Genomic DNA, 22,368 nt, shown 5'->3' with positions numbered 1-22,368 from the left:
CACGCGCGGTGCAGGCCATCGACTGGACGCGGCCAGACGAAGACAAGCCTCTGTTGGCCACCACCCCGAGTCGTCGTCATAGCTGGGATCTCAGCAACGCGGTCAGGCGGTCCGACAACTTCTCGCGCCATGGGCGGTTTTTCCACGATTCGAATGAGACCGGACGCGAACGGGCAAGATCGTCTTCGAAAATCCTGGTCTGCTGGGCGGCAAACTCCCGGTCCAGAATATTGAGGGTGGCTTCGTCATTGAGGCGGAACGAGCGATTGTCGAAGTTCGTCGAGCCCACGGACACCAGCAATCCGTCCACGATGAGCACCTTGCAGTGATACATGGTGGGGCCGTACTCGGCAATGGTTGCGCCGGCTGCCAGAAGCGGGCCCCACATACCGCGGGACGCCGACTTGGACGTCTCGGCATCGATGTGCGCGCCCGGGACGATGATTCTCAGTCGGACGCCGCGCTTCAGGGCGGCGAGCAAGGCCTTGCGGGTCAGGTCATCGGGTACGAAATACGCCGCCGACAGGTCGATGGTGTGGCTTGCCGCAGTGATGGCGAGCAGATACATGAGCGCCATGCTTTCACTGCCGCCAGTAGGCGAACTGCTGAACATCTGGGCGCGACCGTCACCGACCGGGGCCAGGGCCGGAAAATATCGCTCGCCATGTGGCACGTCCCCGGTCACCTTGATCCAGTTGTCCAGGAAGACGGACTGCATTTGCCCGACGACCGGTCCCTCGACGCGGAAATGCGTGTCGCGCCAGTGCTGCGGGTCCTCGGCGTGTCCGGTCCACTCCGGGGCGATGCCAACCCCGCCAGTAAAACCCACCATGCCATCTACGATCAGGAGCTTGCGATGGGTACGGTTGTTGAGCTTGCCGATCGTATACCAGTGGATCGGGTGGTATCGCTCGACCTGGACACCGGCCCGCTTCATCTGGTCGAGAATAGTAGGGTCGATTTTCGAGCTGCCTACCCAGTCGAGCAGAACCTTTACAGCCACGCCTTGTTCAGCCCGTTCGGACAGGGCGCGCGCAAACTCCTCGCCGATCGGGCCAGACCAATAGATATACGACTCGAAGTTAATGGTCTCTTTGGCGCTGCGAATGGCAGCCAGCATCGAGGGGAAGATCTCGTCGCCATTGAGCAGAACGCGGTAACGATTGCCTTCGAGAATAGGAGGGCCGAGCAGTACGCCGAGTTCGCGCGCAAAGCGCGGGTCATCGAGGGAATATTCGCGGGTGAGCCGGTGCTCGATGCGTTTCTCGCTGCCAACGAAGTTATAGGCCACGACGGCGCCCAGCGCCGTCAGCAGGCAGACGACGACAGCGACCCAGGCCGTGCTACGCCTGATGCGAATGAAGGACATACCACCTCCCGGCCTCTGTTCGTGTTTTGGGAATAGCTTAGAGGGGCATGGCTCGCTCCGGCACCGGACACTGTCTGACACAAGGGGCGAGGGGGGTATCGCGTGATTGGCCTGTCTTGTTACGCCCAAAAAATGCAATTAGCCGCCATGCAAGGTGCTCAACTTCCATGTCGGCGCCCGCCATTGCTCGTTCCGCTTCAGTACGCACAGGGATCGGCCAAGCAAAAGAAAACAGCCCGATCCACTTAAAGCCGATCGGGCTGTTTCGGTCCGGCTCGCATCTCGTGCGAGAAGTGCGAGGGCTAACCTCTTGCCCTGCGCAATGCGCAGGGCATCGCGCGCTTAGGCCGATGCAGGGGTAGCAACTTGTGCCGGCGCGGGCGCTGCCGACGACTTCACGCTGGCGGCCTTGGCACGAACGACTTTCGCAACCGGCTTCGCCGCGGGCTTGCGTGCGGCGGCCTTGGGCGCCTTTACTGCCTTAGCGGACTTCACTTCCTTGGCCGGCTTCGCAGCCTTTGCCGTCTTGACCGCCTTCACAGCTTGCGGCTTGGCGGCCTTCTTTGCCGGGGAAGCCTTCACTGCGGGCTTGGCCTTGGCCTTCGCTTTGGCCTTGGCGGCTGCAGCCTTTTCCTTCGTGGCGGCAAGCTTTTCCTTGGCGGCGGCCTTTTCCGCTGCGATCGCGGCGCGTGCCGATTCCTTCAGCTTCTTCAGGTCGGCAGCTGCCTGGACGATGGCCTTCTTGCCAGCCGCAACTTGCTTGGCCAGATCTGCGCGGAACTTCGCCAGCTGCTTTTCGGCAGCCTTCACTTCGCGGGCGATGACGCTTGCCTTCTTCGCGGGCGTTGCAACAGCTTTCCTGGTTACGCGTTTCACTGCAGTTGCTGCGACTTTCTTGATGGCCATGTTGGCAAACTCCGTAAAATTGGTTTTCGACGGGGGCGGAGTGTATCAGCGAAAAGTTGCGGAGGCCATGCACGCGGCAGATTTACTCGTCAAAAGACAACAACGGTTTTCGCATCAGCAGGCGGATCGGCGAAGACGCGCGAGATTCCCGGAGGCGGTGTCACGTGGGAGTCGTGCGAACGCAATTCGAGCTGAACGTCTCGCAGTCATTGACCACGCTGCACGCGCAATACCTGTCCTCCGGTGCTGGTTTCCGCCAGCACATAGAGCTCGCCCGCGGCATCCTTGCCGAACGAGTACACCGTCCCAGGCAGCGGCAAAGACCAGTCAATCGATTCATTCACGGTGCCGTCTCGATACACAAGGCTCTTCAGCCGGCCCGCGCAAAGATCCGTGTAGAAATAGCGGCCATTGATCTCCGGGACGGCATTTCCACGGTAGACAAAGCCGCCCAGGATGGCGCACCGCCCGTCGGCGTGGTCGTACTCGAACGCGGGCGGTGTCAGCCCGGTCTTGTCGCACATTGAAGCGCCCACGCATACCGACCCTTCCACACGCGCCCAGCCGAAGTTCAGCCCGGGTGTCGTAGCCGGGATGATATTGACTTCTTCCCGAGCATCCTGTCCGACGTCAGCGATATAGATCAATCCGCTCGTGTCAAACGAAAAGCGCCACGGGTTACGCAGACCGCGCGCCCAGATTTCCGGGCGGCCACCCGATCCGGAGGCAAAGGGATTTTCCGGGGGCACGCGATAACCGCTTCCGCTCACGTCGATGCGCAGCATCTTGCCCAACAAAGAGCCTGTGTTCTGGGCATTGCCAGCGGGGTCATTGGCGCCGCCTCCGTCGCCGGTGGCCAGGTACAACATGCCATCGGGTCCAAACGACAACTGTCCCCCATTGTGATTTGACTGGCCCGGATGCGGAATGGAGAGGAGTACGGTCCCATTCGTGTCGGCGATATCGGCATCAGTCGTCGACACCTGATAGCGGGCCACCGTGATGGCCCCATCGCTTGCCGTGTAGTAGACAAAAAACCGGCCATTGGATCCGTAGCCGGGGTCGAAGGCCATGGAGAGCAGCCCCCGTTCGCCGTCGGTCGACGTCAGCGACGAGATGTCAAGAAACGGCGTGCCCAGAAGCACGCCGTTGCGAATCACCCGGATCCGGCCGGCACGTTCGACGACAAACAATCGCGTATCGTTTGTGGGTGCTGTCAGATAGATGGGGGCGTCGAGTCCGTTCGCTACCGTGGCCAAGGACAAGCGCAGCGTTTCCGGGGCGGTGTATGTCACATTGACTGACGAGGCCTTGTCTGCGCTGACAGTGACCAGCTGCGTGGACTGTGCCGGCTTGAAGACGGCATTGCCATTCAACACATTGCCTGCCGTGATCGTGTAGGTGCCGGCGGCGAGGTTCGCGAGGGTAGTGGCCCGGCTCACTGTCCGTCTAAAGTCCGCCGGCCCGGTGACCGACACGTTGGCGTCGGTGCCCGAGGGCAACCCTGAGACTGTCAGGGCGAGCGACGCCGTGCCACTGCCTGGACTGGCGCCCGTGCCAGATCCGTCTGTACTGCCGCTGCCCGAGCCGTCGCCGCCGCACGCCGAAAGGGCGACCAGGCATCCGGCCAGAAGAATAGACGCTACCCACTGAAATCGGTCAGCCATGACTCGCTCCCTGGATGCTTGTGGCAGCACGCTACGCCGGCCACCCTGCCGTCGAAGCTCGCCGCGTTCGCGGCGATGGGATTGAGCAAGGAACCTGCCAGGCGCCAAGCCGGAGAGATAAGGATGGCACCTGCGTCAACCCTGGGCTGGATGCCACTGTGCCAATGCTCCGTGAGCCGGCGTTAGCACGCACCCAAGCCATCTTTGGCATGTTCTGGCTTACGGCACCGTCAAGCATGGCAGTTCGTCCGCTTGGTTGAAACGGTAGCGGCTCACGATGCTGGCGACCAGGTATCGACGGCGAGCCGCGCCGGATCGGTGACTTTTACAACGGCGATCGCGCCTTCTACCATCCGCCGCGTACAGCCTGTGTCGGTAGTGAGGCACTTTGAAAGTGGTAGTCTGTATCGACAGAACCGGCACAAGCCGTTGGGCGACGCCAGCCCTGAAATAGATGAGGGCGACTCAAGGAGATGGACATGCCCAGGAAAACAGACGAACAGGTACACGCCGAGATCGAGGCCCTGAAATCGCTCCAGCCACGGCTTCCGCAGCGCGCGCAGCAGGCAGTCGCCGCGGCGCTAAAGGTGCTCGAAGAAGGGCTGTCACACGACAGCGTCTATGAAATGTTCGAAGAGGGCAGCGAGGAATTCGAAGACGCCTTTGCCGCGCGTATGTGGCGCGACGGCGTTGGGGGCAGCGAATCGCTATCGGCGCTTTACCGAGAGCTGATCTAGCACTCGGCTGGCACAGATCGACGACGCCGTTGGCGAGTGGGCACTGCAGAGTGCTGACCTGGCACGAACCGATAGATATGATTGAACATAATCTTTATTCTTGCCAAAGTTGATGTCAGGGCCAATTAGATTTGTCGTACTTAGGCCAAATAGAAATGTCGTACCCCCTTGCCAGGACTGGCATGCTGGCGGCTTTCCGTCTATCCGAGACCGGAGGCCGCCATGCCAATGCCCGAGTCCATCACGATGACGATGCGCGAACTCGACCGATTCAAGGTGATTCAGGCCGTGGTCGAACAAGGCCTGCCGATCTGGCGTTCGGCCGAGAAGCTTGGCCTGTCGCGACGACAGATCGAACGGCTGGCGCTCCGATATCGCGAGGACGGGCCTTGTGGGTGGGTTCTCGCAAGCGTGGGCGCAGCAGCAATCGACAGCTTCCTCCCGGCCTGGAATCCCGCATGCGCGGTCTGATCGCCGATGGTGGTGCCCTTGACGAACTGAGGTGTTCCGCCGCTTTTGATCTGGATGCCTCGGACCGCCAGTTCTGCCGGAACTTCGAGGGGGCTGCCGGACGCCGCGCCAATGGCCACGATAGTGCCGCCGTCCCGCACGGCCCGCATGGTCTCTTCTGCGGTGGCGTGGGATTTTTTCATCAACTAGGAACCTGATTAGACTGGCTCGATCTTCGTTGCTGCGGGACCCTTCGTACGCGGTCAATTAAAGATTCTTGCCCCATGTGTCGTTCCGGGCGCCATTGAGAACGGGATGGTGCGTCCAGAATTCCGCTAACGCGCTGAAAAAGGAAGTTCACATCGGAAGGCATTGATCGCCGCCGCAGCGGATTTCGATCAAAGGTGTTACGATGTCACCGCTGTCGACAAAGTTCGATAGCCGCGCGCCGAAGCGACATCATGACTAGAAGAGCGTTATCGGCCACTCCGGTGTACACCGGATTCTATGGGTAGCCTCTTGCCCTAACCTATTCGACCAGCGGCAGAGCCGCACCGCAGCCAGCGTATGTACAGAAAGCGCTGACTTGCGAAAGTACGGTCTCGATTGCGTCTTCGCCCCTCTTTGCTTCCACGAAAACGAAGCTTCGGCGGCGCCATCCGTTTTTTCACTACCAGCACCACGGCACCGGTGGCAGTCAACATGACTCGACACTTTTTAGTACACGTTCGCCGTGTTGCATAACCGAGAACAATTTGAGTTACGAATACACCCCCTTCACCGTTTCCGTCTTCCCGATTCAGCAAGAACCTGGTCTGTGGTTCGCGAACTACATGATTTCCGAGTATCGAGACGGCGCTGAACGCGTCGTCGCAAACGTTTCGATGCGCCATAGGACCTATGGCTCGGAGTCAAAGGCCAAGCAGGCGGCTCGCTACGCCGGCAACCGCGCGGTCGCGCATTTGCAACCGCAATCTTATGGGCTGCGCCGCGCGTACCTCTCTACACCACTCGCGTGAAAAAACGTAGCATTTATCGAGGCGTACATGGCTAAAGAAGAACTGGTGGAGTTTGGTGGCAGGGTCTCGGAAGTGCTTCCGGACAACCGCTTTCGCGTCATACTGGAAAACGGCTTCACGGTCTGGGCCTATTCCTCAGGCCGGCTAAAAAAGAACCGCATACGCGTACTCGCAGGAGATCGTGTCACATTGGAAATGTCGCCGTATGACCTGACGAAGGGTCGCATCAACTATCGCCACAAGTCTTGATTATCAAGGGAGACACTAAGATCTCCATCAACGACGAGTGGGAAAAAATGCATCTCACGCCTGCCGGTTGGGCTACAGGCAGCTACCGCCATACGCCCTGGCCTGCAGTCGACGTGCCATTGCCTGATGTTGTCGTCATGACCGTGCGACGACATGTCAATGCGACGTACGGAGGCCCTTCGCGAGTTGTGGAAGAGCGCAATCCACTCGCGGCGGACATATCGCAAATCGAAGCGCTACTGATCAAGTACGGCGATCCGCATTTCGGGATCTGACCGGGCGCAGCCATCGTATCCACTTCGGCGAACGTTCGACGAGGTCAGATACCGGCAAGCGATGCGTCAGGCACGAGGCCCGCGATGATGTCTTCGCCGCGGCGCACGGCAGCGCGCTTGGCGGCCCCCATTTCTGTCCAGTTCTCGTCGGGCACACGGAACACCCTGCTAACGAGGTCAGTCGGCTTCTCCCCTTCTCGACAAATCACTACGGAAGCGCTGTAGGCGCGATCGGGTCGACGTTGATGCCACACGCGAGGGTGCTGCACGTTGTAGACCAAGGGATAAATGTCGAAGCCCCTACTGCTTGCCGCCGGATTGTTGTCCACTTGCTGCTCCCACGAGTTAGCTTCCCACTCTACGCTTGTTGGACACTCAATAGTCAGTTATTTGCATGCCAGTTCCACATCCGCTCTGGCAGTGGCGCTATGTGATGCATTTCAGCAGGGAAGAGCTGCCGATTTGGGTCGCTCTGCAACGGTCAGGGTTCTTGGAGAGCCCACGGCCGTCTTCTATCCCGGCTACTGGACTGCCAGATGGCGCCGCGCTTCATCACGTACGAGATGGAGCGCGTGCGCCTTGATGTTGCGGCATACCGGGTCTGACGCCAATACCTCGGCATCCCGGGGGCCAGCCGCGACGGGGACGTTGATTTGCTCCCGGATACGTCCGGGCCGTGCCGACATGACCACGATTCGAGTACCAAGCAGGATGGCCTCGTCAACATCGTGCGTGACGAAGACCACGGTCGTGCGTAGGCGGCGCCAGGTTTCCAACAGCAGTTCCTGCATCAGCGACCGTGTCTGCGCGTCCAGTGCCCCGAATGGTTCATCCATCAATAACACTTCCGGGCGCATGATCCACGCCCGGGCCAGCGCGACGCGCTGCTTCATGCCGCCAGAAAGTTCCCATGGGCTTGCGTCGTGATGGCGCTGCAACCCCATTTGCTGCAGCAGTTCGGTCGCGCGCGGGCGCCAATCCGATTCCGGCAACCCCTGCATGCGCGGCCCAAACGTTACGTTGTCAAAGACAGAAAGCCACGGGTACAGCAGCGGCTGCTGGAACACCATGCCACGCGATGGCGACGGTCCGGTCACGAGCCGATCCTGGCTCAGGATTCGTCCCTGCTGTGGCGTCTCGAAACCAGCCATCAGGTTCAGAATCGTCGACTTTCCGCAGCCTGACGGGCCCAGCAGAACCACGAATTCGCCGCGCTCCACCTGCAGGCTCACGTCCTGCAACACCGGGAGCTGTGCCGCTCGAGACGAACCAAAAGCGAACGTCACGCGTTCTAGAGCAATGTCTGCCATGTCAAGTCTTGCCCGTCCAGGGAACGATGGCCCGTTGCAACGCCACCAGCGCCACGTCCAGGGCGTATCCGATAAGTCCGAGAATGACGATGCCGATCATCACGACATCGGTACGCAGGTAGGACCCCGCATTAATGATCATCCAGCCCACGCCGGACGTGGAAGCCACCAGCTCCGCGGCCACCAGCGCCGTCCATCCGATGCCTACCGACAACCGGACCGTCGTGAACAGGTCCGCCGCGCAATGGGGAAATACCACGCGCCAGAAAATCTGCCGGCGGCCCAGCCCCAGTGTTTGCGCCACGCGGACATAGCCCTGCGGCACCCCTTGCACAGCCGCGGCAGCCCCCACCAGTACGTTTAGAAACGTGGCGATGAAGATCAGGAAGAACTTCGAGGCCTCGTCGATGCCGAGCCAGACGATCGTCAGCGGAATCAGTGCGATCTTGGGCAGCGGGCGCAGGAACTGGACAAACGGATTCAGCGCTGCGTTGAGTCCGCTATGTAGCCCCATCGCCAGTCCAAGCGGCACACCAATCACCACGGCCATCACAAACGCCGACATTGCGCGTGCCAGACTGATGCCGATATGGCGCGCCAGCGGCATCTGCCCATACCCGTGTTGCCACAGGTCAGCCAGCGTCCCAAGCAATTCGCTCGGCGGTGGAAGGAACAGCGTATCGACCCAGCCCGATCCACCCGCAATCTGCCAAAGTCCCAGCACGGCAATCACCGCCAGGGCACTGACCGCACCCTGACGCATACGACACGACGCCACGGCTACTTCGCCGCCTTCAGTTGTTCGGCCAGCTTCAGATAGCGGGGATTGATTGACGCCGAGAAAGACGCCGGGATGTCGGTGCGGCGAATCTGGTCGATACTGCCCAGGAACTCCGCCGTCTTTCGCACGGCACCCGCCAGCACTGTCTGGTCGGTGTTGCTGCCGTCACCCAGCCACTGAGGCTTCAGTTGCTCCTCGATGGATGGATAGTTGTTACCGTTGATCGATTCCTTCACCGCCGCCGGCGTGGCGCCCAGTTCCTTGGCAATGGCTTCGGCCACGGCGTCCGGGTTGCGGCGATAGTTGGCTACCTGCTGCTCCAGCACCAGCAATAGCTTGGCCACGAGCTCCGGGTGCTTTTCGCCAAACGCCTTGCTCACTGAAATGCCGTTGAAGATCAGGTAGCCGTCTTTCTTCAGGTCCTTGGTATAGAACACCGGCTGCCCGCCATTGGCTTCCAGCGTAGAGTTGAATGGCGCCCATACGTAGCCGGCATCGATGTCGCCGCGTCGCCATGCGGCCACCAGCTCATCCGGCTTGAGCGGCACGAACCGGATTTTCGACCGATCGATCTTGTTGAGCTGGATAGCCGTATCCAGCGCATATTGCGCCGTGGAGTTCGGCGGATAGCCCACCGTGTGGCCAGCCAGGTCCTGCAACGCATGAATGTTCTTGGCCTTGCGGCCTACCAGGCGCTCATACGTGGCGATGTCCGCAGAAATGCCGGCAAGCTCGATCGGTAGCTTGCGGACGATGGCCGAGACGGTTGGGCTCGACCCGAAGTTGGCAATGTCGACGCTGTTGCTCGCAAACAGGTTCAGCACATCGGCACCCGTACCGAATTGCACCCACTTGACCGGCGCGCCCAACGCTTTTTCCAGCGACCCATCGACCTTGGCGTTGACGATAAGCTGCGCGCCGCCACTGTAGGCGATGCGCACTTCCTTTGGCAGAGGCTCTGCCGCGTTGCCAGTGGACATGGCCAGGGCCAGACCCGAAAACAGGAGTATTTGTAGGGATTTGCGCATCGCGGTGGAAGGGTTCCATAGACAGGACGGCCATGTTAGGCGGCAACGCCTCCCGCACAAACGACCGATTACGGATATGGAAAAGCCACCCTGACGCATATGCAATGCAGATCGCCGCTCCTGAGCCTCCGGTTTAAATTCGAATATCCATCAAAGGCTGACAGCGGTATCGAAATGCGGTATTCGAGCTTAGTCATGCGACCGAGATTGGTTACGCTGAGAGACTCTTTCGTGCCAGACCTCTCCAGACATGTCGCAACGTACCGGTCAATTGAGCCTGGGGGCCTTCCTGTACCCCTCGGGCCATCACATCGCCGCGTGGCGGCATCCCCAGGCGCAGGCCGATGGTGGCACGGATCTTCGCTTCTATGCAGACCTTGCCCGTGCAGCGGAAGCCGCCAAGTTCGATCTGGTCTTCCTGGCCGACGGCGTCGGCACGCGCGGGGACAACGTCGAATTCCTGAGCCGGGTGGCCCACAACTATCAGGCGCAGTTCGAACCCATCACGTTGCTGTCGGCGCTGTCGGTCGTGACCGACCGCATCGGCCTGGTGGCGACAGCGTCGACGTCGTTCAACGAGCCGTATCACGTCGCCCGAAAGTTCGCGTCGCTCGACCACTTGTCCGGCGGCCGCGCCGGCTGGAACGTGGTCACCACGGGCAACGATCACGAAGCCCGCAACTTCAACCGTGACGACAACCTGCTGCACGCCGATCGCTACGCGCGCGCCACCGAATTCGTGGACGTCGTGGCAGGGCTATGGGATAGCTGGGAAGACGACGCCTTCGTGCGCGACAAGGCTGCCGGCATCTACTTCGAACGCGACAAGCGCCACGTCCTGCACCACAAGGGCGAGCATTTCCAGGTACGGGGGCCGCTCAATGTTTCGCGGCCGCCACAGGGACACCCTGTCGTCGTCCAGGCCGGATCGTCGGAAGCCGGCAAGGAACTGGCCGCGCGCTGCGGTGAGGTCGTGTTCACCGCGCAGCAGACGCTTGACGAGGCCGTGGCGTTCTATGCCGACCTCAAGTCGCGGTTGGCCCGTCACGGCCGGACGCCCGACGATCTGAAGATCATGCCGGGGGTGTTCCCGGTGGTCGCGGATTCGGAAGCCGAAGCACAGGAGAAATTTGAACAACTGCAGGCGCTGATCGATCCGGTGGTGGGATTGACGCTGGTGTCGAACCTGACCGGCGGCTTTGACCTGTCCTCATATCCGCTCGACGGCCCGATTCCGGATCTGCCCGAAACCAACGGCACCAAAAGCCGCCAGCGGCTGGTGGTGGACCTCGCGCGCCGCGAAAACCTCACCATCCGCCAGCTATACCAGCGGGTGGCCGGTGCGCGCGGTCACTGGCAGCTGGTGGGCACCGCCACGCAAATCGCCGACCAGCTCGAGGAGCGGTTCCAACGATATGGCGCGGACGGATACAACATCATGGCGCCGTTTCTGCCGGGCGGCCTGCATGACTTCATCCGCCTGGTGCTGCCTGAACTGCGCCGTCGGGGCCTGTTCCGCACCGAGTACACGGGCACCACCCTGCGCGATCACCTTGGGCTGAAGCGGCCGCCACATCCGGCGACCCTGGCTCCGAAGGTGCCGCGAACGGCCTCGATCTGACGCCATTCTCACCGGAGACGCACAATGCCTGTAGAACTGTATGGGACGCTCTACCCGCGTCTGTTTTCAGAAGTCATCCCGGCGGAAGGGCCAGCCTTCGATATCGCTCACATCGAGCAGCGCGCCCGCGAGCATGAAGCGGCGGATTTCGACGGGGTACTGCTGCCGCACAACTCCGGCTGGGCCGACAACTTCCTGACGACCGCCCGGGCGGCAGGCGTCACCAAGCGGTTGAAGTTCCTGCTGGCACATCGGCCCGGCTTCCTCTCGCCCACCCTGGCGGCTCGCAAACTCGCCACACTGGATCATTACACGGGCGGGCGCCTGCTGATCCATATGATCACAGGCGGGCGTAACGCCGAACAGCGCCGCGATGGTGACTATCTTGAGCATGACGACCGCTATGCCCGCACGGACGAATACCTCGAAATCCTTCACAACGTCTGGACCCGCCGTGAACCGTTCAGCCACGAAGGCACGCATTACCGCTTTGAGAATGCCTTCTCGGAACTCAAGCCCTTGCAGGCAGCCATCCCCATCTCGTTCGGTGGCGCATCGGAACCTGCCATCGCCGTTGCGGCCCGACGCGCCGATATTTTCGCGCTGTGGGGCGAGTCACTCGACGGCGCCAGGGAGCTGACAGCATCCGTGCGCGATGCGGCGCGGCCGCTCGGGCGCAGTCCCCGGTTCAGCATCTCCATCCGGGTGATTCTCGGGGCGACGGAGCATGAAGCGTGGCAACGCGCGCGCGAGATCGAGCAAGCGACCCGGGATGTCGGACTATGGAGCCCGGCTTCCCGTGTGTTTGGCGGCCATACGCCGTCCGCCAGTGCGGAGAACGAAGGCTCGCGCCGCCTGCTGCGACAGGCCGCGCAGGGCGACGTGCTCGATAAGCGGCTGTTCATGGGCGTGGCAAAGGCCACCAACGCCCCCGGCAACACCACCGCGATCGTCGGCACGGCCACACAGGTGGCGGAATCGATTCTGGAGTACTACCGCGCAGGCATCAGCGGCTTCTTGTTTCGGGGATTCGATCCGCGTACCGATGCTGTCGAGTTCGGCCGTGCGCTGATTCCGTTGCTGCGCGACGGTGCACGGCAGATCGACGCACAGCAGCACCACCACGCGGCCTGACATCGTTCCGAGCCACCGGCCGCTTATCACCAGAGCGGCTAACGACATGACAAATCGGCAGTTCCGGCCCAAGGCCTATCGCCCTACGATGACCGGTCTGCTGCACGCATTCCGTCCGGCTTCCAAACCTTCCTGCGTCCCCTCCCGATCGTCATGCGTTTCCCCGCCTTCCCCGCCGCCCTGCGCGTCGCGCTGTCCGTCCTGGCGATACCCGCCGTACTCCATGTCGCCACTGTGACCGCGGCGGCCCAACAACCGTTTCCGTCGAAACCGATCAACTACGTGGTGCCCTATACGCCCGGCGGCACCAATGACAACGTCGCGCGGATCATCGCCAAGCGGCTCGCCGAAAAGGCCGGGCAACCGGTGGTGGTCGAATACAAGGCCGGCGCAGGCGGCACGCTCGGTGCGGGTTACGTGGCGTCGTCACCGGCCGACGGCTATACGCTGCTCAATACGTCCATCGGCAACCTCGCCATCGCGCCGCAGTTGATGACCGTGAAGTTCGATCCGTTCCACGATCTCGTGCCGGTAGCCTACATCGGCAACTCGCTGGCAACGGTGGCGATCAACCCTTCACTGCCGATCCGCACGCTGCCGGAGCTGATTGCCTACGCGCGCGCCAACCCGGGCAAGATCACGTTCGCCAGCTCGGGGAACGGCACGCCGGGGCACCTGGCCGGGGAATTGCTCAAGCGGCTGGCCAATATCGACATTCGCCACGTGCCATACAAAGGCAGTGCCCCCGCCGTGGCCGACGTGGTGGCCGGACACGTGGACATGGTGTTCGATCCGCTCAGCACGCAGTTCATCAAGCAAGGCAAGCTGCGGGCGCTGGCGTATTTTGGCGGCGCACGTTCGCCGGATCTACCCAACGTACCGAGCATCCGCGACGCCGGCGTCAAGGGCTGGGAAGACTCGCTGGCCGGGGCTTTCTTCATCACGGCGCCACGCAATGTGCCACCGGAGGTGCTGGCGAAACTGCGCCAGTGGATCAGCGAGATCCTGGCCGAGCCTGACACGGTGGCAGCCCTGAGCCGCGTGCAGGTGGACGTGCAGACACTGACACCCGAGCAGACGGCGCAGCGTATCCGCCAGGTGCACGAGATTGCCGCGCGTGTCGTCAAGGACAGCACCGCCCAGGGCAACTGAGCCGACGCGATCATGAAACTTGGATTGTTCCTGCTCGCAGCGGGCCACCATGCCGCCGGCTGGCGCTACCCGGGCGCCGAATCCGGCACCGAGAACATCGATCTCGTCGTGCGTATGACGCAGGCCGCCGAGCGGGCCAGGTTCGACATGGTGTTCTTCGGCGACCGGCTGCTGACTTCCGCCGACGCTCACCCGTCGATGATTACGCGCCCCGACCCGTTGGCCATGCTTGCCGCGCTGTCGATGGTGACCACCCGCATCGGGCTGGCAGCCACCGCGTCGACCACGTACAGCGAGCCATTCAACCTTGCAAGAACGCTGGCCACGGTCGACAAGCTGTCGCGCGGCCGCGCCGCCTGGAACATCGTTACCACGTTCGCGGACGGTTCGGTGAACTTCAGCCGCAGCCGTCATCCCGATCACGCGGAACGCTATGCCATTGCCGAGGAATTCGTTTCGGTTGTGAAGGGACTCTGGCGTTCGTGGGACCCCAACCCATATATTCAGGACAAGGAACGCGGCATCTATATCGACGTCGGCAAGATGCACGCGCTGAACCACGAGGGCCGGCACTTTTCCGTCGCCGGTCCGCTCAACGTCACGAACAGCGAGCAGGGCCAGCCCGTGCTGATCCAGGCCGGCTCGTCGGGCGCCGGCCAGGCATTGGCCGCGCGCCATGCCGAAGTCGTCTTCACCGCACAGCAGGACATCGCGTCCGCCATCGAGTTCGCCACTGGCCTGCGCAGGCAGGTGGCCGCAGCGGGACGCGATCCGCGGCACTGCCTGATCATGCCGGGCCTGATGCCGATCATCGGTCGCACCGAGGCCGAGGCACACGAAAAGCTGGCCCAACTGCAATCGTTCACCGACCAGTCCAATGCCCTGGCCATCCTGTCCGAGCAACTGGCGATCGATGTGTCCGGCTTCGCGCTCGATGCGCCGTTGCCGCCCTTGCCCACCGATGTGGTCGTGCATAGTCGCAGTGCACTGCTGATCAGGCTGGCGCGCGAGCGCGGGCTGACGCTGCGTCAGCTCTATCACCTTGTGGCTAGTGCGCGAGGGCACCAGATCGTGGTCGGCACGGCCGTCCAGGTGGCCGACCACATGATCGAATGGGTACGGGCCGGCGCTGCCGATGGCTTCAATATCATGCCCGCCTACTTTCCCGGCGGCTTCGATGACTTCACCCGCGAAGTGGTGCCCATCCTGCAAGAGCGCAGCGCGTTCCGGCGCGACTATGAAGGGTACACATTGCGGGATCACCTGGGACTGCCGCCGCCGCTGCCGAGATAACGCGACTCACGAGCGTTCTGACCAGCTGACCATGGCACAGCCGGTGGGCGTCCAGAGCCATCGAAACGATCGGCCCTGACGGGGGTGCCGGAAACTCGATTCACCAGGGAACGTCGACCATACATCGCCTCGCGCTATCGTACGGTACGTTGCGCTGCGGGCATGCCGCCTGGCTCATTGCCTACGATTTCGCGCCTTCCGCCGCGCCGGCCTGCCATCCTCCACCCAGCGCCTTGAAAGCAGCGATGGCCGCACGGGCCGATTGCGCTTCCGCTCGCGCTTTTGCGTCGGACGTCTTCAGCAGGTTCTCGTCCGCGAGCAGGACCTCGATCAGGCGAACGACGCCCTTCTGGTATGCCGCGAACGACGAATTCCGGGCCTGGCGCAGCGCCAGTTCGCCACGTTCGAGGGTATTGGTTTGTTCCTCGCGCTTGACCAGCGCCGTGAAGGCGTTCTCCACATCTTCGGATGCGCGCAGTACGGCGAGTCGATAGCCAGCCAGCGCCTCGGCCTCCTGCCCCTTGGCCTGCTGGATTTGCGCGCCGATGCGTCCGAAATCGAACAGCCGCCAGCGCAGTCCGGCCACGCCGCCGGCCTGGTTTGCGCCGGCCGAGAACAGATTGCCGCTGGCCACGGTCGTCGCGCTGCCCAGCAGCCCGCTGAGTGTGACCTTCGGATAGTACTCGGCGATGGCGGCGCCGATGCGGGCATTCGATGCCGCCAGCCGGCGCTCCGCCACGATGAGGTCGGGGCGCCGCCGCAGCAAGTCGGCGGGCGTGCCCGTGGCCTCTATCCGTGGAGCGGCCGGGATCGCCTTGATGTCGGCAAGTTCGGCGCGATAGGTTCCAGGTGGGCTGCCAAGCAGCACGTCCATCGCATTCAGCGCGGCATCGAGTCCCGATTCCAGTTCGGGAATGGTGGCCTCCACCTGCGCGAGCGCGCCTTCTGCCTGCTGCACTTCGAGCGCGGCGGCAAGTCCCTTGGCGTAGAGAAGCCTGACGGTGGACACAAGTTTCTGCTGTGTCTCCACCTGCTGCCGCGCGATCGACAGCCGGGTCTGGAGGCCGCGGACGGTCACGTAGGTGTCCGCCGCCTGCGCCGCCACTTCTACCCGGGTGGCCGCCAGCCCGGCCTCCGACGCCCGGTACTCCGCCTGCGAAGCCTCGCGCTCGCGCCGCAGGCCTCCGAAGATATCGATCTCCCAACTTGCGGAAAGGTCGGCCTCGTACAGGCTGCCATGCCGGTCGAAATTCGGCGCCGCGTTCAGCACCCGGCCCAGCGGCGTTTCGACGGATTGGTACTGCTTCGCGGCCTGGGCACTCACTGCGCCCGATGGCAACAGCGCCGCCGTGGCGTAGCGCAGCCCTGCCCCCGCCTGCGTGACGCGCGCGGAGGCTGCCGCGAGATCCAGGTTCTGGTCCAGCGCCAGCCGCACGAATCGTGTCAGTTGCGGATCGCCAAAGCCTTCCCACCAGACTTCGAGATCCGCCCGAGCGGACGCCTGGCGCTGCTCCACGTCGCGCTGGCCAAGAAAACGTTCAGCGTGAGGCACATCTGGCTTGCGATAATCCGGGCCGACGGCACAGCCGGCGAGTGCCGACAGGGCGAAGGCGGTGACAACCGCCCCGTAGAGATGGCTTCGGGAACGCGAATGAAGGGACGGGGAATGCATAGGCGGGCGGAATGGCATGGGAGGTTGCTGTGCGTGACTTGTGACCATAATACAAACTGGTCACTCTTTGTCAATGCCAATTCAACGTGTAAGCTCATGCCATGACCGATACCCCCATCGATACCTCCGCCCTTCCCCCTCTGCCTCGTGGTCCTGTGGATCACAGCGTGCGCAACCAGATCGTCGACGCCGCCACGGAGCATTTCAGCCTTTACGGATACGAAAAGACCACGGTGTCCGATCTGGCGAAGGCCATCGGATTCTCGAAGGCCTACGTCTACAAGTTCTTCGATTCCAAGCAGGCTATCGGCGAAGTGATTTGCGGCAACTGCCTGGCCCAGATGCGCCAGGCAGTGGACGAAGCCGTGGCCGGCGCGGATTCCGCCACCGAGCGGCTGCGACGCCTCTTTGCCACGCTGGCCGAGGCCGGCAGCCGGCTCTTCTTCCAGGACCGCAAGCTCTATGCGATTGCCGTCGTGGCCTGCGAGGAACAGTGGGGCTCGGCCCGCGCGTATGACGCCCACATGCAGCAGCTGATCCTTCAGATCGTGCGCGAAGGGCGCGAAGCTGGCGAATTCGAGCGCAAGACACCGCTCGACGAAACCGCTCACGCCATCTACCTGGTGATGAAGCCTTACCTCGACCCGCTACAACTCCAGCACAACCTCGACTTCGTCGAAGTGGCGCCGGCGCAGCTCAGCAACCTGATCTTGCGGAGCCTGGCGCCCTGACCCGTGGGGTATCTGCAAGCACCACATCCAGAAAACGCACAGTGACCATTGACTATTTTGGTCACTGTTTATACAGTGAAGGCCATTCGTATGGAGGCCTTCATGCTTCAGCGCCGCTTTTTCGTATCCGCCGTCACCCACACCGCCAGCCAGGCTTCCGCCTTCGCGGCCATCTGCCTCTTGCCGCTTGTATTGGCGGCATGCGGCGGCAAAGCAGAGGCCGATCCCCGCGTGCTCGCGCCGCTGGTTAGAGTGGAAAGCGTCCAGGACGCAGCCGCCGTGCGGCGCGCCTTCACTGGCGTCGTCGCAGCCCGGGTACAGAGCGACCTGGGCTTTCGGGTATCGGGCAAGGTGCTGGAGCGCCTGGTCGACACCGGCCAATCCGTGAAGCGTGGCCAGCCACTGATGCGCCTCGATCCCGTCGACCTGAAGCTCGCGGCACGCGCGCGGCAGGAAGCCGTGGCCGCTGCCAAGGCGCGTGCCACGCAACTGGCGGCCGACGAGGAGCGCTACCGCGACCTGGTGGCAGCCGGAGCGGTATCGGCGTCCGCTTATGACCAGATCAAGGCCTCCGCCGACTCGGCGCGCGCACAGCTCAGGGCGGAAGAGGCGCAGGCCGATGTGGCACGAAACGCCTCCGACTATGCCGTGCTGCTGGCCGATGCCGACGGCGTCGTGGTCGAGACCGTCGCCGAACCCGGGCAGGTCGTGAATGCCGGCCAGGTGGTCGTGCGGCTGGCTCGCGCCGGCCAGCGCGAGGCGATCATCCACCTGCCCGAAACCCTGCGTCCGCCGACGGGTTCGTCGGCGCGGGCCACGCTCTACGGCAAAGACGAGGCAGTCACCGCAACCCTGCGGCAGCTTTCCGACGCCGCCGACAGGCAGACCCGCACCTATGAAGCGCGCTACGTGCTTGGCGGCGCGCTGACCGATGCACCGCTGGGCGCCACCGTCACGCTGCAGGTGACCGATCCGCATGAAGCATCGCCCTCCGGCCTGCAGGTTCCCATCGGCGCCCTCCACGATCCCGGCAAGCGCCCCGGCGTCTGGGTGCTGGCAGGCAATCCGGCACACGTAACGTGGAGACCGGTAACCGTGCGCGCCATCAGTGACGATACCGCGCGCGTGGAGGGCCCGATCCACCCCGGCGACCGTGTGGTGGCGCTGGGCGCCCACCTGCTGAACGAAGGCCAGCAGGTCAGGTTGGCCTCTGACGTGAAGGTGGCGGCAACCGCGCAAGCTGCCAACACCGCCCAGCCCGGCAGTACGCCTCATACCGGAAACGGCGCAGGGGTACAGCAATGAGTGGCTTCAATCTTTCGGCACTCGCCGTGCGCGAGCGCGCCGTCACGCTTTTCCTGATCATCCTCGTCTCCATCGCAGGCGTCGTCGCCTTCTTCCAGCTAGGCCGGGCCGAGGACCCGCCCTTCACCGTCAAGTCGATGATCTTCATCACGGCATGGCCCGGCGCGACGGCGCAGGAAATGCAGGACCAGGTCGCGGAGAAGCTGGAAAAGCGCATGCAGGAGCTACGCTACTACGACCGCACCGAAACCTATACACGTCCCGGGCTGGCTTTCACTACCGTCACGCTGCTCGACAGCACGCCGCCCAAGGAGGTTCCTGAGGAGTTCTACCAGGCCCGCAAGAAGCTTGGCGACGAGGCGCGGTCCCTGCCAGCGGGCGTCGTCGGCCCCCTTGTCAACGACGAATACTCCGACGTGACTTTCGGCCTCTTCGCGCTGAAAGCCAGGGGCGAGCCGCAGCGGCTGCTGGTGCGCGAGGCCGAAACCATCCGCCAGCGCCTGCTGCATGTGGCGGGCGTGAAGAAAGTCAACATCATCGGCGAACAGGCCGAGCGCATCTACGTGTCGTTCTCGCACGACCGGCTGGCAACCCTTGGTGTGACCCCGCAGGACATCTTCGCTGCGCTCAACAGCCAGAATGTGCTCACCCCTGCCGGCTCGATCGACACAGACGGGCCGCAGGTTTTCGTGCGGCTTGACGGCGCGTTCGACAAGCTTGAGCGCATTCGGGACACCCCCGTGGCGGCGCACGGCCGCACGCTGAAGCTGTCCGACATCGCCACCGTCGAGCGCGGCTACCAGGACCCGGCCAGCTTCGTGGTGCGCAACAAGGGCGAGCCGGCGCTGCTGCTCGGCATCGTGATGCGCGACGGCTGGAACGGCCTTGACCTCGGCAAGTCGCTCGACGCGGAAGTGGCGAACATCAGCGCCGAACTGCCGCTGGGCATGGAACTGAGCAAGGTGACCGACCAGGCCGTCAACATCAGGTCGGCCGTGGACGAGTTCATGGTGAAGTTCTTTGCCGCCCTGGTCGTGGTGCTGGTGGTGAGCCTTGTCAGCATGGGATGGCGGGTGGGCGTGGTGGTCGCTGCGGCGGTGCCGCTGACGCTGGCCGCCGTCTTCGTGGTGATGGCCGCGACCGGCAAGAACTTCGACCGCATTACGTTGGGGTCGCTGATACTCGCCCTGGGCCTTCTGGTGGACGACGCCATCATCGCCATCGAAATGATGGTCGTAAAGATGGAGGAAGGGTATGGGCGCATCGCGGCGTCGGCCTACGCCTGGAGCCATACGGCCGCGCCTATGCTGTCAGGCACGCTCATCACTGCCGTCGGCTTCATGCCGAATGGCTTTGCGAAGTCCTCCGCGGGCGAATACACCGGCAACCAGTTCTGGATCGTCGGGATCGCGCTGATCGCCTCGTGGATTGTCGCGGTCGCCTTCACGCCCTATCTCGGTGTGAAGCTGCTGCCCGAGATGAAGCCGGTGGAAGGTGGCCATGGCGCCATCTACGCCACGCCAAACTACCAGCGCTTTCGCGGGGTGCTGGCGCGGGTGATCAGGCGGAAATGGCTGGTAGCGGCAATCGTGGTCGGTCTTTTCGCCGCGAGCATCGTCGGCATGGGCGCCGTGCGCAAGCAGTTCTTCCCCACTTCCGACCGACCCGAGGTGCTGGTGGAGGTACAGATGCCCTACGGCACCTCCATCGAACAGACCAGCGCCGTAACCGCGAAGGTGGAGGCATGGCTGGACAAGCAGCCGGAATCGAAGATCGTGACGGCCTATATCGGCCAGGGGGCACCGCGCTTCTACCTGGCAATGTCGCCGGAACTGCCTGATCCGTCCTTCGCCAAGATCGTGGTGCGAACGGACAGCCAGGAAGAACGCGACGCACTCAAGGCCCGGCTCCGCCAGGCCATCGCCGAGGGGCTGGCGCCGGGCGGGCGCGTGCGCGTGACGCAATTGGTGTTCGGCCCGTACTCGCCCTTCCCCGTCGCGTTTCGTGTCATGGGCCCGGACCCGGACCAGCTGCGCGCCATCGCGAAGCAGGTGGAAGATGTGATGGGCGCCAGCCCGCTGATGCGCACGGTCAACACCGACTGGGGCCCGCGTGTCCCGGCGCTGCACTTCTCGCTGCAGCAGGACCGGCTGCAGTCCGTTGGGCTGACCTCGCACGATGTGGCGCAGCAGCTCGAATTCCTGCTCACCGGCGTACCGGTGACCGAGGTGCGCGAGGACATCCGTTCGGTGCAGGTGCTGGCGCGCGCCGGGGGCGACATCCGGCTCGATCCGGAGCGCATCGCCGGCTTCACGCTGGTCGGCGCCAGCGGCGAACGCGTACCGCTCTCGCAGGTCGGCACCGTGGACGTGCGCATGGAGGACCCCATCCTGCGCCGCCGCGACCGCACGCCAACCATCACCGTGCGGGGCGACATCGCCGACGGCCAACAGCCGCCAGACGTATCCCAAGCCATCCTGGCGCAACTGCAGCCGGTCATCCAGAAGCTGCCCTCCGGCTATCGAATCGAGATGGCAGGTTCCATCGAGGAGGCGGGCAAGGCGAACAAGGCGCTGGCACCGCTATTCCCCATCATGCTGGCAATCACGCTGCTGATCATCATGTTCCAGGTGCGGTCGATGGCTGGCATGGTGATGGTCATCCTGACAAGTCCGCTGGGCCTGATCGGCGTGGTGCCGACGCTCCTGCTGTTCCATCAGCCATTCGGCATCAATGCACTGGTGGGGCTCGTGGCGTTGTCCGGCATCCTGATGCGCAACACGCTGATCCTGATCGGGCAGATCCAGGGCAATCTGAAGGAAGGCCTCTCGCCGTATGACGCGGTGGTGGAAGCCACCGTGCAGCGGGCCCGTCCGGTGCTGCTGACGGCGGCGGCAGCCGTCTTCGCCTTCATCCCGCTGACCCACTCGGTGTTCTGGGGCACGCTGGCTTATACGCTGATCGGCGGAACGCTCGCCGGCACGCTGCTGACACTGGTGTTCCTGCCGGCGATGTATGCCATCTGGTTCAGGATCCGTCCGCCGGCGCAGCAGATGGTGCCACAAGCGCGTGCTGACGAGGTGGCACAGGTGTCGTGAAACATCGGGGCGCCGCGGGACGCCGCCTTGGCGCGCACGCCCTCGCCGGCGAGTTCGGTCGAGGGGCCGAACCGCACGCCAACGGCGCCTTCCGGTATGCGGTTCTGCGTGACGGCGTGCGCCGGATCGGCGCAGCACCGACTACTTCGCTGGAGTCACCAGCGGCACGCCCTTCGTGACCACATAGGTTGCGAGTTCCGACGCCTGCCCGCCGCCGACATTCCGTGCCGAATGCGGCGTGCCGGCGGGGATGAAGAGCGATTCCCCGGTCTTCAGCCGAACCGGCGGTTGGTCGCCAAGTTGATATTCGAGCGTTCCCTGCAACACATGCGCGATCTCTTCGCCCGGATGCGTGTGCTTCGGCGCGAATGCGCCCGGATCGAAATCCACGCGTACCTGGATGCCCTCCTTGCCCGGGACACCGAGGTCATGGCTGACCAGGTCGGTGCGGTGGACGGCCGGGGTCTGTGCGTGGGCGGAAAGCGCTGCGGCAAGGCAGGCGGCGGTCATGGCGGCTGTCACGATGTGGGCGATCTTCATGTCGGATTCCTTTGCTTCCTTGAGTGCGGTG

Annotated in this window: 22 protein-coding genes; 13 read left to right on the top strand and 9 right to left on the bottom strand. The window is 63.4% G+C overall.

Going from position 1 to position 22,368, the window contains the following annotated elements; translation table 11 throughout:
* Positions 1–76 precede the first annotated feature (76 nt).
* From AC3G88_RS26315 to AC3G88_RS26305, 3 genes are all read right to left on the bottom strand, one after another.
* Entirely contained in the window at positions 77–1,369 is a 1,293-nt protein-coding gene (locus tag AC3G88_RS26315) for a phospholipase D-like domain-containing protein (protein WP_488894178.1), read from the bottom strand.
* Positions 1,370–1,711: 342 nt separating this feature from the next.
* Positions 1,712–2,275: a histone H1 gene (locus tag AC3G88_RS26310; RefSeq protein ID WP_488894177.1), complete on the bottom strand. Its 564-nt coding sequence runs from the start codon at positions 2,273–2,275 to the stop codon at positions 1,712–1,714.
* Between the two features lie 206 nt (positions 2,276–2,481).
* A complete protein-coding gene (locus AC3G88_RS26305; protein WP_488894176.1) occupies positions 2,482–3,942 on the bottom strand; it encodes a PQQ-dependent sugar dehydrogenase in 1,461 nt (486 codons plus the stop codon).
* 479 nt (positions 3,943–4,421) lie between these two features.
* Here AC3G88_RS26305 and AC3G88_RS26300 point away from each other — a divergent pair, with 479 nt between their 5' ends.
* From AC3G88_RS26300 to AC3G88_RS26275, 6 genes are all read left to right on the top strand, one after another.
* The gene (locus AC3G88_RS26300; RefSeq protein ID WP_487524063.1) at positions 4,422–4,679 is read left to right on the top strand and encodes a hypothetical protein; all 258 of its coding nucleotides are present in this window, start codon (positions 4,422–4,424) and stop codon (positions 4,677–4,679) included.
* Between the two features lie 222 nt (positions 4,680–4,901).
* Positions 4,902–5,150, top strand: a complete 249-nt coding sequence (locus tag AC3G88_RS26295) for a helix-turn-helix domain-containing protein (protein WP_488894175.1) — start codon at positions 4,902–4,904, stop codon at positions 5,148–5,150.
* A complete protein-coding gene (locus AC3G88_RS26290; RefSeq protein WP_488894174.1) occupies positions 5,138–5,347 on the top strand; it encodes a hypothetical protein in 210 nt (69 codons plus the stop codon). Before AC3G88_RS26295 ends, AC3G88_RS26290 begins: the two co-directional genes overlap by 13 nt.
* A 537-nt stretch (positions 5,348–5,884) precedes the next feature.
* The gene (locus tag AC3G88_RS26285; protein ID WP_488894173.1) at positions 5,885–6,148 is read left to right on the top strand and encodes an isochorismatase; all 264 of its coding nucleotides are present in this window, start codon (positions 5,885–5,887) and stop codon (positions 6,146–6,148) included.
* Between the two features lie 27 nt (positions 6,149–6,175).
* Positions 6,176–6,397, top strand: coding sequence for a translation initiation factor IF-1 (gene infA, locus AC3G88_RS26280; RefSeq protein ID WP_474226665.1), 222 nt, complete (start codon positions 6,176–6,178; stop codon positions 6,395–6,397).
* Positions 6,394–6,672, top strand: a complete 279-nt coding sequence (locus AC3G88_RS26275) for a translation initiation factor 1 (protein ID WP_488894172.1) — start codon at positions 6,394–6,396, stop codon at positions 6,670–6,672. Before infA ends, AC3G88_RS26275 begins: the two co-directional genes overlap by 4 nt.
* A gap of 44 nt (positions 6,673–6,716) precedes the next feature.
* On the opposite strand, the gene AC3G88_RS26270 is transcribed toward AC3G88_RS26275, so the two are convergent.
* The 4 genes from AC3G88_RS26270 to AC3G88_RS26255 form a co-directional block, all read right to left on the bottom strand.
* Positions 6,717–7,001, bottom strand: coding sequence for a hypothetical protein (locus tag AC3G88_RS26270; protein WP_488894171.1), 285 nt, complete (start codon positions 6,999–7,001; stop codon positions 6,717–6,719).
* 192 nt (positions 7,002–7,193) lie between these two features.
* Positions 7,194–7,982 (bottom strand): ABC transporter ATP-binding protein, encoded by a 789-nt coding sequence (locus tag AC3G88_RS26265; protein ID WP_488894170.1) that lies wholly within the window; start codon positions 7,980–7,982, stop codon positions 7,194–7,196.
* Between the two features lies 1 nt (position 7,983).
* A complete protein-coding gene (locus AC3G88_RS26260; RefSeq protein ID WP_488894169.1) occupies positions 7,984–8,745 on the bottom strand; it encodes an ABC transporter permease in 762 nt (253 codons plus the stop codon).
* Positions 8,746–8,762: 17 nt separating this feature from the next.
* On the bottom strand, positions 8,763–9,743 hold the full coding sequence (locus tag AC3G88_RS26255; protein WP_488894168.1) for a taurine ABC transporter substrate-binding protein: 981 nt from the start codon (positions 9,741–9,743) through the stop codon (positions 8,763–8,765).
* A 298-nt stretch (positions 9,744–10,041) separates the two neighbouring features.
* Between AC3G88_RS26255 and AC3G88_RS26250 the strand changes: the two genes are divergently transcribed.
* From AC3G88_RS26250 to AC3G88_RS26235, 4 genes are all read left to right on the top strand, one after another.
* Positions 10,042–11,412: an LLM class flavin-dependent oxidoreductase gene (locus tag AC3G88_RS26250; protein ID WP_488894167.1), complete on the top strand. Its 1,371-nt coding sequence runs from the start codon at positions 10,042–10,044 to the stop codon at positions 11,410–11,412.
* Between the two features lie 24 nt (positions 11,413–11,436).
* Entirely contained in the window at positions 11,437–12,546 is a 1,110-nt protein-coding gene (locus AC3G88_RS26245) for an LLM class flavin-dependent oxidoreductase (protein WP_488894166.1), read from the top strand.
* Between the two features lie 153 nt (positions 12,547–12,699).
* On the top strand, positions 12,700–13,698 hold the full coding sequence (locus tag AC3G88_RS26240; protein ID WP_488894165.1) for a Bug family tripartite tricarboxylate transporter substrate binding protein: 999 nt from the start codon (positions 12,700–12,702) through the stop codon (positions 13,696–13,698).
* A gap of 12 nt (positions 13,699–13,710) precedes the next feature.
* Entirely contained in the window at positions 13,711–14,991 is a 1,281-nt protein-coding gene (locus AC3G88_RS26235; RefSeq protein WP_488894164.1) for an LLM class flavin-dependent oxidoreductase, read from the top strand.
* Between the two features lie 181 nt (positions 14,992–15,172).
* Here AC3G88_RS26235 and AC3G88_RS26230 read toward each other — a convergent pair whose 3' ends face one another.
* The gene (locus AC3G88_RS26230; protein ID WP_488894163.1) at positions 15,173–16,681 is read right to left on the bottom strand and encodes an efflux transporter outer membrane subunit; all 1,509 of its coding nucleotides are present in this window, start codon (positions 16,679–16,681) and stop codon (positions 15,173–15,175) included.
* Between the two features lie 83 nt (positions 16,682–16,764).
* Between AC3G88_RS26230 and AC3G88_RS26225 the strand changes: the two genes are divergently transcribed.
* From AC3G88_RS26225 to AC3G88_RS26215, 3 genes are all read left to right on the top strand, one after another.
* On the top strand, positions 16,765–17,394 hold the full coding sequence (locus AC3G88_RS26225; protein WP_488894162.1) for a TetR/AcrR family transcriptional regulator: 630 nt from the start codon (positions 16,765–16,767) through the stop codon (positions 17,392–17,394).
* A gap of 102 nt (positions 17,395–17,496) precedes the next feature.
* Complete coding sequence (locus tag AC3G88_RS26220; RefSeq protein ID WP_488894161.1) at positions 17,497–18,699, top strand: efflux RND transporter periplasmic adaptor subunit; 1,203 nt, start codon at positions 17,497–17,499, stop codon at positions 18,697–18,699.
* Complete coding sequence (locus AC3G88_RS26215) at positions 18,696–21,797, top strand: efflux RND transporter permease subunit (RefSeq protein WP_488894160.1); 3,102 nt, start codon at positions 18,696–18,698, stop codon at positions 21,795–21,797. Before AC3G88_RS26220 ends, AC3G88_RS26215 begins: the two co-directional genes overlap by 4 nt.
* Positions 21,798–21,938: 141 nt before the next feature.
* Here the strand turns inward: AC3G88_RS26215 and AC3G88_RS26210 are convergent, their stop codons facing one another.
* A complete protein-coding gene (locus AC3G88_RS26210) occupies positions 21,939–22,337 on the bottom strand; it encodes a cupin domain-containing protein (protein ID WP_488894159.1) in 399 nt (132 codons plus the stop codon).
* Positions 22,338–22,368: the final 31 nt, after the last annotated feature.

The sequence above is a fragment of the Cupriavidus sp. 86D6 genome (assembly GCF_057815095.1).
This window is presented reverse-complemented; position numbering and strand designations above follow the sequence as displayed.